The organism is Streptomyces silvae, from assembly GCF_016745505.1.
In the GTDB taxonomy this organism is placed as follows: Bacteria; Actinomycetota; Actinomycetes; order Streptomycetales; family Streptomycetaceae; genus Streptomyces; species Streptomyces silvae.
The window spans coordinates 23,474-36,606 of sequence record NZ_JAERUC010000192.1; the positions used below are offsets into that span (position 1 = coordinate 23,474).

Sequence of the window (13,133 nt, forward strand, 5' to 3'; positions counted from 1 at the left end):
CGACGTAACGTGGCCATCATGAGTGAGTGCCTCCACGTATCCGAACTGCCGCGCCCCGAACCCGCCCCGCTCAGCGACACCTGCCGGGAGTGTGTGGCGGCCGGCACCCATCCGGTGCAGCTGCGGCTCTGCCTCGCCTGCGGTCACGTCGGGTGCTGCGACTCCTCGCAGCTGAAGCACGCCACGGCGCACTTCGAGGAGACCGGCCATCCGGTGATGCGCAGCTTCGAATGCGCCGAGAGCTGGCGCTGGTGCTTCGTGGACGGTTCGATCGTCTGACGTCTGGGTACGTCAAACCGGCGCCGGTTCTTCGCAATTGACCGCCGCAGACCTCTAGCCACTGTGTGTACTCATATGCCTACCATGAGTAATCAGCGGGTTGCGGTCTCGGCGACACGGCATCATGGGTCGCGACAGCGTCGCCGAACCACAGAACCGACGACGGACCGCACGGCCCCGGGCACTCGTCCCGGAGCCTCGAACGAGTTTGTGCCACCTTGGAGGTGAGGGTGTCCCAGATCGCAGGCGAGCCCGGGAACCAGGACTTCGTAGAGGTCCGGCTGCCCGCTGCGGGTGCCTACCTGTCGGTGCTGCGTACGGCCACGGCCGGCCTCGCAGCGCGCTTGGACTTCACTCTCGACGAGATCGAGGATCTTCGCATCGCGGTCGACGAGGCCTGCGCGATCCTGCTCCAGCAGGCCGTGCCCGGCTCCGTCCTCAGCTGCGTGTTCCGTCTCGTCGGCGATTCCCTCGAGGTGACCGTCTCGGCCCCCACGACGGACGGACGCGCCCCTGAGCGCGACACCTTCGCCTGGACGGTGCTCTCCGCGCTGGCCGGCAAGGTCGACTCCACGGTCGCCGACGACCGTACGGTCAGCATCAGCCTCTACAAACAGCGCGGCGCGGGACCCGGGCCGGCGTGAGCGACGGGAACGGGGACGGTCCTGTGCGGGACGAGACGATCCGGTCGGGGCCGGTGCGACCGGCAGCCCTCCCGGAGCAGCAGGCCCGGCCGCATCCGGAAGGCGGCACGGAGGGCGCACAGAGCGGCGCTCCGGCCGCGGCCGGGCAGGCGCAGCAGCCGCAGGCGGAGCGGACGGGCCGGATGAGCGAGCACGGGCACCACGATCCACACGACCGCAGTGGGGCACGGGCGCTCTTCATCGAGCTCCGGGAGCTCCCCGACGGCTCGGTGGAGAAGGCCGAGCTGCGCAACCGGCTGGTGCGGATGCATCTGCCGCTCGTGGAGCACCTGGCCCGCAGGTTCCGCAACCGCGGCGAGCCGCTGGACGACCTGACGCAGGTCGCCACGATCGGGCTGATCAAGTCGGTCGACCGGTTCGACCCGGACCGCGGCGTCGAGTTCTCGACGTACGCCACCCCCACGGTCGTCGGCGAGATCAAGCGCCACTTCCGGGACAAGGGCTGGGCGGTGCGGGTCCCCCGGCGCCTCCAGGAGCTGCGGCTGTCGCTGACCACGGCCACCGCGGAGCTCTCCCAGCAGCACGGCCGCTCCCCCACCGTGCACGAGCTGGCGGAGCGCCTGGGCATCTCCGAGGAGGAGGTCCTGGAGGGGCTGGAATCGGCCAACGCCTACAGCACCCTCTCGCTCGACGTGCCGGACACGGACGACGAGTCGCCCGCGGTCGCGGACACCCTCGGCTCCGAGGACGAGGCGCTGGAGGGCGTCGAGTACCGCGAGTCGCTCAAGCCGCTGCTGGAGGACCTCCCGCCGCGCGAGAAGCGGATCCTGCTGCTGCGCTTCTTCGGCAACATGACCCAGTCGCAGATCGCGCAGGAGGTCGGCATCTCCCAGATGCACGTCTCCCGCCTCCTGGCCCGCACGCTCGCGCAGCTGCGTGAGCGGCTGCTCGTCGAGGAGTAGCGGACCGCCCGGGGGTGGGCGCGACGGGTCAGGCGTCGGGGGTCGTGCGCGGCCCCCGGCGGATGCCCAGCGCATCCGTCGTGGCGGGGTTCAGCAGCAGGACGAGCGCCGTCACGGCGACCGCCGCGAGGACGATGCCCGCCGGGATCAGGGCGCCCTGCGCCCGCAGCAGCGTCCAGGCCACCGGCAGCGCCATGAGCTGGGTGATGAGCGCGGGGCCACGGCTCCAGCTGCGCCGCCGCAGCAGTCCACGGGCGGCGAACAGCGGGATCAGGCCGAGCGCCACCAGCGTGAGCCCGCCCATCTCCGCCTGCTGCATGCTGTCGGGCCGGCCGAACAGTCCGACGGCCAGCATGTAGATCCCGCCGACGGCGAGCGCCGCGCCTTCGAGCGCGTTGAGTGCGGCCAGTGCGGCGATCCGGCCCGGCTTCTCCTCGCCAGCCGCGGGCGAAGGAGAGGGCGCGTTCTGCTGAGTGCTCACGCCTTTCAGATTCGCATCCCGGCGACCGGAACGTGAAGCCGGGGCCGCGGCGGACCCGCCGCGGCAGCCCGGTGACGCTCCGTGACCAGGCGTGGACCGGGTGGATCAGGACTTCAGGGCGGTACCGCGCGGTAGGTACTCTGGCGGACATGCGCGCACTTCTCGTGGTCAACCCAGCTGCCACCACTACCAGCGCGCGTACGCGTGACGTGCTGATCCACGCCCTGGCGAGCGAGATGAAGATCGAGGTCGTGACCACGGAGCACCGCGGTCACGCGCGTGACCTGGGGCGCAGGGCCGCCGACTCCGACGACATCGACCTGGTGGTGGCGCTCGGCGGCGACGGCACGGTCAACGAGGTGGTCAACGGGCTGCTGCACGAGGGCCCCGATCCCGAGGGCCTGCCGAGCCTCGCCGTGGTCCCCGGGGGCTCCACCAATGTCTTCGCCCGCGCGCTGGGCATCCCCAACGACGCCGTGGAGGCGACGGGCGCCATCCTGGACGCCCTCGCGTCCCGCAGCGAGCGCACGGTGGGCCTCGGCCTGGCGGCCGGCACCCCGGGTACGGCGGACGAGGCCGTCCCGGGACGGTGGTTCACCTTCTGCGCCGGGCTCGGTTTCGACGCGGGCGTCATCGGCCGGGTCGAACAGAAACGCGAGCGGGGCAAGCGGTCGACCCATGCGCTGTACGTGCGCCAGGTGCTGCGGCAGTTCATGGACGACCCGCACCGGCGCAACGGGATGATCACCCTGGAGGTCCCCGGCCAGGACCCGGTCACCGACCTCGCGCTGTCGATAATCTGCAACACCGCACCCTGGACCTACCTGGGGAACCGTCCGATATACGCCTCCCCGAAGGCGTCCTTCGACACCGCCCTGGACGTGCTCGGACTCAAGCGTCTCTCCACCCCCGCCGTGACCCGGTACGCCACCCAGCTGCTCACTTCGAGCCCGGAGAAGGGCCCGCACGGCAAGCACGCCGTGTCCCGGCACGACCTCACGGACTTCACCTTGCATTCAAAGGCTCCACTGCCCTTCCAGATGGACGGCGACCACCTGGGACTGCGTACGAGCGTGACGTTCACAGGCGTACGCCGTGCACTGCGTGTGATTGTGTGAGTGGAAGGGGCCAAAGTCCTTTAACTCGAACGTTTGGGCTGGCCCCCACCCCTTAGAAGTACGGCTGTGACCTAGTCGACACCGAGGAATCAAAAAAAACTTTCCAGAAGGGGTTGTATCCGCCGCCGAGGTTTGCGAATCTCTACATGGCGATCGGGACGGCCCGCAACATCGGCCTCCACTGAGAGCCAGAACCCCTCCTCACCACAACAGGACCACATCCAGTTCATCTGGGCGTCGGACCTTCGTCCGCGGGGGGATTCGTGAAAGCGTTCACATTCACAAGCACCAGCATGTAATACCAAGGAGAGGTAGCAGCCATGGACTGGCGTCACAACGCCGTTTGTCGTGAGGAAGACCCCGAGCTGTTCTTCCCCATCGGCAACACCGGTCCTGCGCTGCTGCAGATCGAGGAAGCCAAGGCCGTCTGCCGTCGCTGCCCCGTCATGGAGCAGTGCCTGCAGTGGGCGCTCGAGTCCGGCCAGGACTCCGGCGTCTGGGGTGGCCTCAGCGAGGACGAGCGCCGCGCAATGAAGCGCCGCGCCGCTCGCAACCGGGCGCGTAACGCCAGCGCCTGACCGACGCCCCCCGCACGACGAGCCTCAGCCCGGCGGCGCGTACAGAGCGTACGCACAGCCCCGCCTTCGAGTCGCAGCGCGCAGTACCCCCGAAGCGCATCGCACCGTGAGCACCACGCAGTGGGCCCGGACCGTCACCACGGTCCGGGCCCACTGCTGTGCGGTGACCGGGCGAATCGCCGCCCGCCGTTCGCTACTTGTCGCTCTGTACGGGGATGTCGAGCACCACCTGTGTACCGCGCACCGGGGCCGGGACCATGCCGAAGGTGCCGCCCAGCTCGCCCTCGACCAGGGTCCGCACGATCTGCAGTCCGAGATTGCCGGCCCGCTGGGGGTCGAACCCCTCGGGCAGTCCGCGCCCGTCGTCCGTCACGGTGATGCGCAGCCGGCCCTCGGCCGGTGAGCCGCCGCGCACCGCGGACACCTCCACCGTGCCGCGCTCGGCGACGGTGAACGCGTGCTCCAGGGCGTTCTGCAGCACCTCGGTGAGCACCATCGAGAGCGGAGTGGCCACTTCCGCGTCGAGGATCCCGAAGCGGCCCGTGCGGCGGCAGGTGACCTTCCCGGGCGAGATCTCGGCGACCATCGCGATCACCCGGTCGGCGATCTCGTCGAACTCGACCCGCTCGTCCAGATTCTGGGACAGCGTCTCATGGACGATGGCGATCGAACCGACGCGCCGGACCGCCTCGTTGAGCGCCTCACGTCCGCGCTCGGAGTCCATCCGCCGCGCCTGGAGGCGCAACAGGGCCGCCACGGTCTGGAGGTTGTTCTTCACCCGGTGGTGGATCTCCCGGATGGTGGCGTCCTTGGTGATCAGTTCCCGCTCGCGGCGCCGCAGTTCCGTGACGTCACGGAGCAGGACCAGCGAACCGATGCGTACGCCCTTGGGCTTGAGCGGAATGGCGCGCAGCTGGATGACCCCGCCGGCGCCCTCGACCTCGAACTCCCGGGGCGCGTACCCGCTCGCGACCTTGACCAGCGCCTCGTCCACCGGACCGCGCGACGGGGCGAGTTCGGCGGTCGTCGCTCCGAGGTGGTGGCCGACGAGGTCCGAGGCCAGGCCGAGCCGGTGGTAGGCGGAGAGGCCGTTGGGGCTGGCGTACTGCACGACACCGTCGGCGTCGAGCCTGATCAGCCCGTCGCCGACGCGGGGCGAGGCGTCCATGTCGACCTGCTGGCCGGGGAACGGGAAGGACCCGGCGGCGATCATCTGGGCGAGGTCCGAGGCGGACTGGAGGTAGGTGAGCTCCAGCCTGGACGGCGTGCGCACGGTGAGCAGGTTGGTGTTACGGGCGATGACCCCGAGGATCCGCCCCTCCCGCCGTACGGGGATCGACTCGACCCGGACGGGCACCTCCTCCCGCCACTCCGGGTCCCCCTCGCGCACGATGCGGCCCTCGTCCAGGGCCGCGTCCAGCAGCGGCCGGCGGCCGCGCGGCACGAGGTGGCCGACCATGTCGTCCTGGTAGGAGGTGGGGCCGGTGTTGGGCCGCATCTGCGCGACGGACACATAGCGGGTCCCGTCGCGGGTGGGCACCCACAGCACGAGGTCGGCGAAGGAGAGGTCGGAGAGCAGCTGCCACTCCGAGACCAGCAGGTGGAGCCACTCGAGGTCGGTGTCACTCAGGGCTGTGTGCTGGCGGACGAGGTCGTTCATGGAGGGCACAGGTGCGAGCGTACCTGTGGAGACGAAGTGGATCCGAACCGAACGGGCCGTGGATACGTGACACTGTGGGAGGGCGGGCTCCCGGCGGGAGATTGTCCGCGCACATGGATGGACAGGGCCTATTGGTCTAGTCCACAATGCACCACGTAGGGGCGGTAGCGGAACACACCCCCTGCGCGACAGATCTCCGCTCTCCCCGCACAGGAGAGCGGACCGAGGTACCCGGCGCTCTCTGCCCTGACTGCGCCGGTGCCTCCAGTGGCCGGAGGCACCGCACACCGCCGGCCAGGCCGGCCTGTTCCGAAAAGGCAGGCCCGCAGCTCCGGGCTGCGGTGCCGGACGGGCTGAGGGTCCCGTCCCGGCGCCGCGGCCCGCGGGTGTTTCAGGGGCCTTCCCCCCGCGGACGTGACCGTCCGCCGACAGGGCGACAACCAGTGACGCAGACGTGGACGGTTCACCTCCGGGCCGCCTCGTTCTGCTAGATTGGCCCCTATATTGGTCTATACCACATGACGCCACTCTCCAGATCGGCAGGCACAGCGTGGAAGTTGTCATCGTCCCGGACGCCACGGCAGGCGGCGAACTGATCGCGGAGGCCATCGCGGCCCTGCTGAGCCGCAAGCCCGACGCCCTGCTCGGCGTGGCCACCGGCTCGACCCCGCTGCCCATCTACCAGGCACTCACCGCGAAGGTCCGCTCCGGCGCCGTGGACGCCTCGCGCGCCCGCATCTGCCAGCTCGACGAGTACGTCGGGCTGCCCGCCGGCCACCCCGAGTCCTACCGCTCGGTCGTCCTGCGCGAGGTCATCGAGCCGCTCGGTCTGTCCGAGAAGTCCTTCATGGGTCCGGACGGCTCCGCCGAGGACGTCCAGGCGGCCTGCGAGGCGTACGACAAGGCGCTCACCGAGGCGGGCGGCGTGGACCTCCAGCTGCTCGGCATCGGCACGGACGGGCACATCGGCTTCAACGAGCCGTGCTCGTCGCTGGCCTCCCGCACCCGCATCAAGACGCTGACCGAGCAGACGCGGATCGACAACGCGCGCTTCTTCGACGACGACATCGCCCAGGTGCCGCGCCACGTCATCACCCAGGGCATCGGCACCATCCTGGAGTCCCGCCACCCGGTCCTGCTGGCCACCGGCGAGGGCAAGGCCGACGCGGTCGCGCGGACCGTGGAGGGCCCGGTCGCCTCGGTCGTGCCGGCCTCGGCGCTGCAGCTGCACCCGCACGCCACCGTGGTGGTCGACGAGGCGGCGGCCTCGAAGCTGAAGCTGGCGGACTACTTCCGCGCCACGTACGCGGCGAAGCCGCAGTGGCAGGGTCTGTAGGACCCAGCACCCCGTACGCGGGAGGGCCGGGCACCTGTGACGGTGCCCGGCCCTCCCGCGTTCCCCCCGGATCCGGCGGCGTTCAGCGCGTTCCCGTGAGGGCCTCCGCGGCCGCTACCCCGCACACCCGCGCCGCGCCGTGGGTGGCGACGTGCAGGGCGCCCCGGGGCGGCGCGTAGGGCAGGCCCATCTCGACCACCACGGTGTCGGGGCGCGCCGCCAGCACGGTGTCCAGCGCCTCGCTCATCCACGCGTGCCGGTGGGCGTCGCGGACGACGGCGACGATGCGCCGCTCCCCTGCCGCCCTGAGCACCTCGGCCGCCGGTGAGGCGCCCCCGGTGCCGTAGGTGCCGGTCTCCGTGCCGGGCAGGATGCGGGCCAGCTCGGCCGCGACGCCCCACGGGGTCTCGTCGCCGACCGCGATGTTGGCGACCGGGGTGAACGCGGCGACGTACGCCGGCTGCCGCAGCGGCTCGCCGCTGCCCGTGACCGTCACGGCCCTGCGGGCCGCGGTCAGTCCGATGTCGGCTCCGGGGCCGGGCGCGGTCCCCTCCTGCATGTCCGCGCCCGGCTCCGAGGCAGCCCCCCTGGCCCCCTGCGTCCAGGACGCGAGGGCCCGTACACGTGCGGCCGCGTCGGCCAGCCGCTCCTCGGGCAGTTCTCCGGTCCGTACCGCCGCCACCAGCGCGTCGCGCAGCCGCAGCACGGTGTCCTCGTCGGCCAGCCCGCCGCCGACACAGATGGCGTCGGCGCCCGCGGCGATCGCGAGGACGGATCCGCGCTCGATGCCGTACGTGCCGGCGATGGCGTCCATCTCCATGCCGTCGGTGACGATCAGCCCGTCGTAGCCCAGCTCCTGGCGCAGCAGACCGGTGAGGATCTGGGGGCTCAGGGTCGCGGGCCGGGTCGGGTCGAGTGCGGGAAGCAGGATATGTGCACTCATCACTGATTTGGAACCCGCGGCGATGGCCGCCCGGAAAGGCACCAGCTCACGGGCGTGCAGGGTGTCCAGATCCACATCGATGCGGGGCAGCGAGTGGTGCGAGTCGACCGCGGTGTCGCCGTGCCCCGGGAAGTGCTTGGTGCAGGCGGCGACGCCGGCGGCCTGGAGCCCCTCGACGTAGGCGGCGGTGTGACGGGCGACGAGCGCGGTGTCGGCGCCGAAGGAGCGTACGCCGATGACCGGATTGCCCGGATCGGAGTTGACGTCGGCGGACGGCGCCCAGTTGAGGTTGACCCCGCACTCGGCCAGCCGGCGGCCGAGCTCCCGGGCGACGGCTCTGGTCAGGCCGGTGTCGTCGACTGAGCCCAGAGCGAGGTTGCCCGGGAAGGACGATCCGCTGCGGACCTCCAGCCGGGTGACGTCGCCGCCCTCCTCGTCGATCGCGACGAGTACGTCGTCGCGCTCGGCGCGCAGCCGGGCGGTGAGCGCGGCGAGCTGCTCGGGCGAGTGGATGTTCCGGCCGAACAGTCCGACGGAGGCCAGGCCTTCGCCGACCCTGCGCAGGAGCCAGTCCGGGGCGGTCGTGCCGGTGAAGCCCGGCTGGAGGACCGCGAGCGCGTCGCGGGTGACGGTGTCCGTGGTGGATACAAGGGTGGTCATGACAGCCTGTTATCCCTTCACTGCGCCATCGGTCAGACCGCTGACGGCCTTGCGCTGCAGGAAGACGAAGAGGACGAGGATCGGGATGGCGAAGACGGAGGACGCCGCCATGGTGGCGCCCCAGTCGTCGCCGAACTGGGTCTGGAACTGCGACAGCCACAGCGGCAGGGTCTGGGACTCCGCGTTCTTGTTCAGGACCAGCACCAGCGGGAACTCGTTCCACGCGGTGATGAAGCCGAACATCGAGGTGGACATCAGACCGGGTGCGAGCAGCGGCAGGATCACCTTGACGAACGCCTGGGGGCGGGTGCAGCCGTCCACCATGGCGGACTCCTCCAGCTCCTTGGGCACGGCGGCGACGAAGCCGCGGAGCGTCAGGAGGGTGAAGGGCAGCACCATCACCATGTAGAAGAGCGTCAGCGGGATCAGGCTGTTGAGCATGTCCGAGTCGCGCACGATGAAGTAGATCGCGATGACCATGACTTCCCAGGGCGCCATCTGGGCGACCATGAAGCCCACGATGAAGCCCTTGCGCCCCTTGAACCGCATCCGGGCCAGGGCGAACGAGCCCGCCAGCGCCAGGATGAGGGAGAGGGTCACCGCGAGGACGGTGACCGTGAGCGAGTTCCGGACCATCGTCCAGAAGTTCTCGGCCGCGAAGGCGGTCCTGAAGTGCTCGAACGTGAAGTTCGTGGGGAACCAGACCGGGTCCTCCGCGATGATGTCCGGCGTCGGCTTGAAGGCCGTGGCGAACATCCAGTACACGGGGAAGACGAGACCGATGATCAGCAGGACCGCGGTGCCGTTCCGCCAGACGCCGCTGATTCGTGACGAAGCCGAGCGCTTCACAGCTCGTCCTCCTCTTGCTTGAGAACGATCCGGAGGTAGTAGGAGGTCAGCAGGAGCAGGATCACGATGGTGAGCATCGCGATCGCCGAACCCATGCCGTAGTGCTGGTTCCCGACACCTTCGACGTAGGCGTACACCGGAAGGATCTCGGTGAGCCGGTCGGGGCCGCCCTGGTTGATCGCGAAGACCTGGACGAAGGCCTTGAAGATCCAGATGATCTCCAGGAAGGTCGTCGCGAAGAGGAAGGGCCGCAGGAACGGCATGGTGACCGAGGTGAAGCTCTTCCACGGGCCGGCGCCGTCGAGCGCTGCGGCCTCGTAGAGCTCCTTGGGGATGGTCGTCGTGGCCGCGTACAGGTTGATCGCGACGAACGGGATCGACATCCAGACGATGAGCACCGTGACGACGAAGAAGGTGGAGAACTGGCCGCCGGTCCAGTTGTACTCCGCCATCGAGTGGAAGCCGATCTTGTCCAGCACCCAGTTGACGACACCGAACCGGGAGGCGAAGAGCCACTGGTAGACGGTGGTCGCGGCGACGACGGGCATGGCCCAGGCCAGGACCAGGGCGGTGAGGAGCGCGACGCGCATCCGCTTGCCGAGACGGGCCACCAGCAGTCCGACCAGGGTGCCGAGAAGCATGGTCAGGAAGACGTTGACGGCGGTGAAGGCGATCGACCGGACGGTGACGTTCCAGAAGTCCTCGCTGCCGAGGATCTGCTGGTAGTTCTCGATGCCGTTCCACTCGGTGAGGTGCTGGATCAGCTGCCTCATGTTGAGGTCCTGGAACGACAGCAGGGTGTTCTTGACCAGGGGCCAGCCGAGGAACACCAGGGTCACGGCCACCGGGGGGACCAGCAGCAGATACGGCGCCGCGGCACGGGATCTGCGGCGGGCCGCGGGGTCGCCCGGGGTCGCGCCGGTCTCCTTCACCACGTCCGCCGGACCTGAAGGCGGCCGTTCGGTCTGCACGGTCATGCTCGCCATCTCTTTCTTGGCACCATGGGACACAAATCGACTGCCGGGGGCCGGGCTCCGTGTCGGAACCCGTCCCCCGGCAGTTCGGCCTTACTGCTTCTGTGCGAGACGCTTGTTGAACTCCGCCTCGACCTGCTTGGCGGCTTCGTCGTTCGACTTGCCGTTCAGGACCGCCGTCATGAAGGTCTTGATCGGGTTGGGCGCGTTCTCGACCGCGGCCCACTCCGGGATCAGCGGGGTGGTGCCACCGACCTTGGCGCCCGGGGCGGCCGCCTCGGCGACGACGTTGCCGGCCAGGTTGGAGTTGAGGGACTCCTTGTTCGGGATGACGCCGTTGAGCTTGGCGAGCTGGCCCTCGAACTTGTCGGAGAGCGCGAGCTTCAGGAACTCCTTGGCGAGGTCCTGCTTGGCGCTGCCCTCGGCGACGGCGAGGTTGGAGCCACCGAGGAAGACGCCCTCGGCCTTGTCGGCGGTCTCACCCGGGATGGTGAAGTAGCCGATCTCCTTCTCGATGGCCGGGTTGGCCTTGATGGCCGTGCCGGCCTCCCAGCCCATGCCGATGAAGGCGCCGGTCTTGCCCTTGGCGAAGACGTCCGCCTGCTGCGGGGTGGCCTCGTCCTTGTCCTTGGGGGCCTTGGAGTAGGACTGGTACTTCTTGTACAGGTCCATCGCCGCGCCGATCTTCGGGTCGGCGAGGTTGGAGACCCACTTGTCCCCGTCCTTCTTCACGAGGTCCGCACCCTGACCGATGGTCAGACCGTCGAAGAAGTACCAGTTCTGGCCCGGCAGGTAGATCGGCTCGGCCTTGCCCTTGGCCTTGATCTTGTCCAGCGCGGCGAAGAACTCGTCACGGGTCTTGGGGGTCTCGGTGACACCGGCCTCCTTGAAGACCGACTTGTTGTAGATCACCACGCGGTTGGTGAAGTACCACGGGGCGCCGTACTGCTTGCCGTCCACGACGGCGGCCTCGTTGAGGTTGGCGGTCCAGTCCCCGCCGATCTCCGACTTGAGGTCGCCGAGGTCCGCGAGGCCGCCGGTCTTGGCGTAGGCCGCGGTCTGGGTGTTGCCGATCTCGAAGACGTCCGGCGGGTTCTCCTCGGAGAGGGCGGTCGTCAGCTTCTGCTGAATCCCGTTCCACTGCTGGACCTCGAACTTGACCTTCGCGCCGGTCTTCTTCTCGAATTCGGCGGTAAGGTCCTTCTGCCACTGATCCGGCGTCGAACCGTCCATGGCCCAGACGGTGAGGGTCTGTCCCTTGTAGCTGTCGGGACCGGACTTCTTGCCGCTGCTGTCGCTGCCGCCGTCGTCGGAGCCACACGCTGCCATGCTGACCATCATGCCCGCGACGCCGATCGCCGCGATGAGCTTGCGCTTCACGCCAAACCCTCCTCAGGGTGCTGCAACCCCCCGCCCACCGCGAAGACACCGACGAGTAGTACTGCTGGGGCTGGGACCTGGTCTTTAATGGTTTAGACCAGTACCGGGAGCTTGGCCTAGACCTTTAGGGGTGTCAAGGGTGTATAAGAAGTGCACTCGCGTCCGTTATAGGACCGACACCTGAGGGAGGGCGACGACCCGTGACCGGACCGTGCCACCATGTGAGCCGCGACAGACGGAGGAGCCGGTGACGGCAGCAACGCAGCAGTCGGGAAGGCGGGCCATGGGTGCCGACGGGGGCAGCAGTACGAGCGAGACCGGTGCGGGCGCGCGTACGGCGCGCGTCCCGAAGTACTACCGGCTCAAGCGCCATCTCCTCGACATGACGGACACCATGCCGCCGGGCACCCCGGTTCCGCCCGAACGGACCCTGGCCGCCGAGTTCGACACCTCGCGCACCACGGTGCGTCAGGCCCTCCAGGAACTGGTGGTCGAGGGCCGGCTGGAGCGGATCCAGGGCAAGGGCACCTTCGTGGCCAAGCCGAAGGTCTCGCAGGCCCTGCAACTCACCTCGTACACCGAGGACATGCGTGCCCAGGGTCTCGAACCCACCTCCCAGCTGCTGGACATCGGCTACGTCACGGCGGACGACACGCTCGCCGGACTGCTGGACATCACGGCGGGCGGCCGGGTGCTGCGCATCGAGCGTCTCCGGCTCGCCAGCGGCGAACCGATGGCCATCGAGACCACCCATCTCTCGGCCAAGCGCTTTCCCGCGCTGCGCCGTTCACTGGTGAAGTACACCTCTCTCTACACCGCGCTGGCCGAGGTGTACGACGTCCGGCTCGCCGAGGCCGAGGAGACCATCGAGACCTCGCTCGCCACCCCGCGCGAGGCGGGGCTGCTCGGCACGGACGTCGGCCTGCCGATGCTCATGCTCTCCCGTCACTCGATCGACGGGGAGGGCGAACCGGTGGAGTGGGTGCGCTCGGTGTACCGCGGCGACCGGTACAAGTTCGTGGCGCGGCTGAAGCGTCCCACCGACTGAGACGCTCCCGCTTACCACCGACGGGTGATCCCCCTGCACGCGCAGGGGGATCACTCATTTCGGGCGACACCGGACCGTTGCAGGACCGCAATGCGGACGGGGGGTGACGATGGCCGGAACTACCGCTTAGATTTCCTGCGCGTTGCACCAGGTGATCAGCGAGGGGACGGAGTCGCCACATGCCGGAAGAAACCGAAGCGAACCCACCGACAGGACCCACA

General features: G+C 69.3%; 13 protein-coding genes. 7 read left to right on the plus strand and 6 right to left on the minus strand.

What is annotated here, in order from left to right; translation table 11 throughout:
- Positions 1–18 precede the first annotated feature (18 nt).
- The 3 genes from JKV81_RS31045 (at position 19) to JKV81_RS31055 (ending at position 1,885) form a co-directional block, all read left to right on the plus strand.
- Positions 19–279, plus strand: coding sequence for a UBP-type zinc finger domain-containing protein (locus JKV81_RS31045; protein ID WP_124274619.1), 261 nt, complete (start codon positions 19–21; stop codon positions 277–279).
- Between the two features lie 230 nt (positions 280–509).
- Positions 510–923, plus strand: a complete 414-nt coding sequence (locus JKV81_RS31050; protein WP_014154139.1) for an ATP-binding protein — start codon at positions 510–512, stop codon at positions 921–923.
- Positions 920–1,885 carry an RNA polymerase sigma factor SigF gene (locus JKV81_RS31055; protein ID WP_241748517.1) on the plus strand — a complete coding sequence of 322 codons (966 nt, stop codon included), beginning with the start codon at positions 920–922 and terminating at the stop codon, positions 1,883–1,885. Before JKV81_RS31050 ends, JKV81_RS31055 begins: the two co-directional genes overlap by 4 nt.
- Before the next feature lie 28 nt (positions 1,886–1,913).
- On the opposite strand, the gene JKV81_RS31060 is transcribed toward JKV81_RS31055, so the two are convergent.
- On the minus strand, positions 1,914–2,366 hold the full coding sequence (locus JKV81_RS31060; RefSeq protein ID WP_202078964.1) for a hypothetical protein: 453 nt from the start codon (positions 2,364–2,366) through the stop codon (positions 1,914–1,916).
- A 149-nt stretch (positions 2,367–2,515) separates the two neighbouring features.
- Between JKV81_RS31060 and JKV81_RS31065 the strand changes: the two genes are divergently transcribed.
- Both JKV81_RS31065 and JKV81_RS31070 read left to right on the plus strand, forming a co-directional pair.
- Entirely contained in the window at positions 2,516–3,484 is a 969-nt protein-coding gene (locus tag JKV81_RS31065; RefSeq protein ID WP_129265387.1) for a diacylglycerol/lipid kinase family protein, read from the plus strand.
- Positions 3,485–3,804: 320 nt separating this feature from the next.
- Positions 3,805–4,062 carry a WhiB family transcriptional regulator gene (locus tag JKV81_RS31070; protein ID WP_003953983.1) on the plus strand — a complete coding sequence of 86 codons (258 nt, stop codon included), beginning with the start codon at positions 3,805–3,807 and terminating at the stop codon, positions 4,060–4,062.
- Between the two features lie 193 nt (positions 4,063–4,255).
- Here JKV81_RS31070 and JKV81_RS31075 read toward each other — a convergent pair whose 3' ends face one another.
- Positions 4,256–5,722, minus strand: a complete 1,467-nt coding sequence (locus tag JKV81_RS31075) for a sensor histidine kinase (protein ID WP_124276013.1) — start codon at positions 5,720–5,722, stop codon at positions 4,256–4,258.
- A gap of 550 nt (positions 5,723–6,272) precedes the next feature.
- Between JKV81_RS31075 and nagB the strand changes: the two genes are divergently transcribed.
- Positions 6,273–7,058, plus strand: a complete 786-nt coding sequence (gene nagB, locus JKV81_RS31080; protein WP_129265386.1) for a glucosamine-6-phosphate deaminase — start codon at positions 6,273–6,275, stop codon at positions 7,056–7,058.
- An 82-nt stretch (positions 7,059–7,140) separates the two neighbouring features.
- Here nagB and JKV81_RS31085 read toward each other — a convergent pair whose 3' ends face one another.
- The 4 genes from JKV81_RS31085 to JKV81_RS31100 form a co-directional block, all read right to left on the minus strand.
- Positions 7,141–8,661: a glycoside hydrolase family 3 protein gene (locus tag JKV81_RS31085; protein ID WP_202078966.1), complete on the minus strand. Its 1,521-nt coding sequence runs from the start codon at positions 8,659–8,661 to the stop codon at positions 7,141–7,143.
- A 9-nt stretch (positions 8,662–8,670) separates the two neighbouring features.
- Positions 8,671–9,417, minus strand: a complete 747-nt coding sequence (locus JKV81_RS31090) for a carbohydrate ABC transporter permease (RefSeq protein ID WP_099174832.1) — start codon at positions 9,415–9,417, stop codon at positions 8,671–8,673.
- An 89-nt stretch (positions 9,418–9,506) separates the two neighbouring features.
- Positions 9,507–10,487: a carbohydrate ABC transporter permease gene (locus JKV81_RS31095; protein ID WP_124274617.1), complete on the minus strand. Its 981-nt coding sequence runs from the start codon at positions 10,485–10,487 to the stop codon at positions 9,507–9,509.
- Between the two features lie 90 nt (positions 10,488–10,577).
- Positions 10,578–11,864, minus strand: coding sequence for an extracellular solute-binding protein (locus JKV81_RS31100; protein WP_124274616.1), 1,287 nt, complete (start codon positions 11,862–11,864; stop codon positions 10,578–10,580).
- A 283-nt stretch (positions 11,865–12,147) separates the two neighbouring features.
- Here JKV81_RS31100 and JKV81_RS31105 point away from each other — a divergent pair, with 283 nt between their 5' ends.
- Positions 12,148–12,912, plus strand: a complete 765-nt coding sequence (locus JKV81_RS31105) for a GntR family transcriptional regulator (protein ID WP_099174551.1) — start codon at positions 12,148–12,150, stop codon at positions 12,910–12,912.
- The last annotated feature ends 221 nt before the right edge of the window (positions 12,913–13,133 follow it).

What these genes read in the sequence shown, in the direction of transcription:
- JKV81_RS31070 (WP_003953983.1), top strand. Translation starts at nt 3,805, where the DNA reads ATGGACTGGCGTCACAACGCCGTTTGTCGTGAGGAAGACCCCGAGCTG.
- JKV81_RS31105 (WP_099174551.1), top strand. Translation starts at nt 12,148, where the DNA reads ATGGGTGCCGACGGGGGCAGCAGTACGAGCGAGACCGGTGCGGGCGCG.
- JKV81_RS31085 (WP_202078966.1), bottom strand. Translation starts at nt 8,661, where the DNA reads ATGACCACCCTTGTATCCACCACGGACACCGTCACCCGCGACGCGCTC.
- JKV81_RS31065 (WP_129265387.1), top strand. Translation starts at nt 2,516, where the DNA reads ATGCGCGCACTTCTCGTGGTCAACCCAGCTGCCACCACTACCAGCGCG.
- JKV81_RS31075 (WP_124276013.1), bottom strand. Translation starts at nt 5,722, where the DNA reads ATGAACGACCTCGTCCGCCAGCACACAGCCCTGAGTGACACCGACCTC.
- JKV81_RS31090 (WP_099174832.1), bottom strand. Translation starts at nt 9,417, where the DNA reads ATGTTCGCCACGGCCTTCAAGCCGACGCCGGACATCATCGCGGAGGAC.
- JKV81_RS31045 (WP_124274619.1), top strand. Translation starts at nt 19, where the DNA reads ATGAGTGAGTGCCTCCACGTATCCGAACTGCCGCGCCCCGAACCCGCC.
- JKV81_RS31095 (WP_124274617.1), bottom strand. Translation starts at nt 10,487, where the DNA reads ATGACCGTGCAGACCGAACGGCCGCCTTCAGGTCCGGCGGACGTGGTG.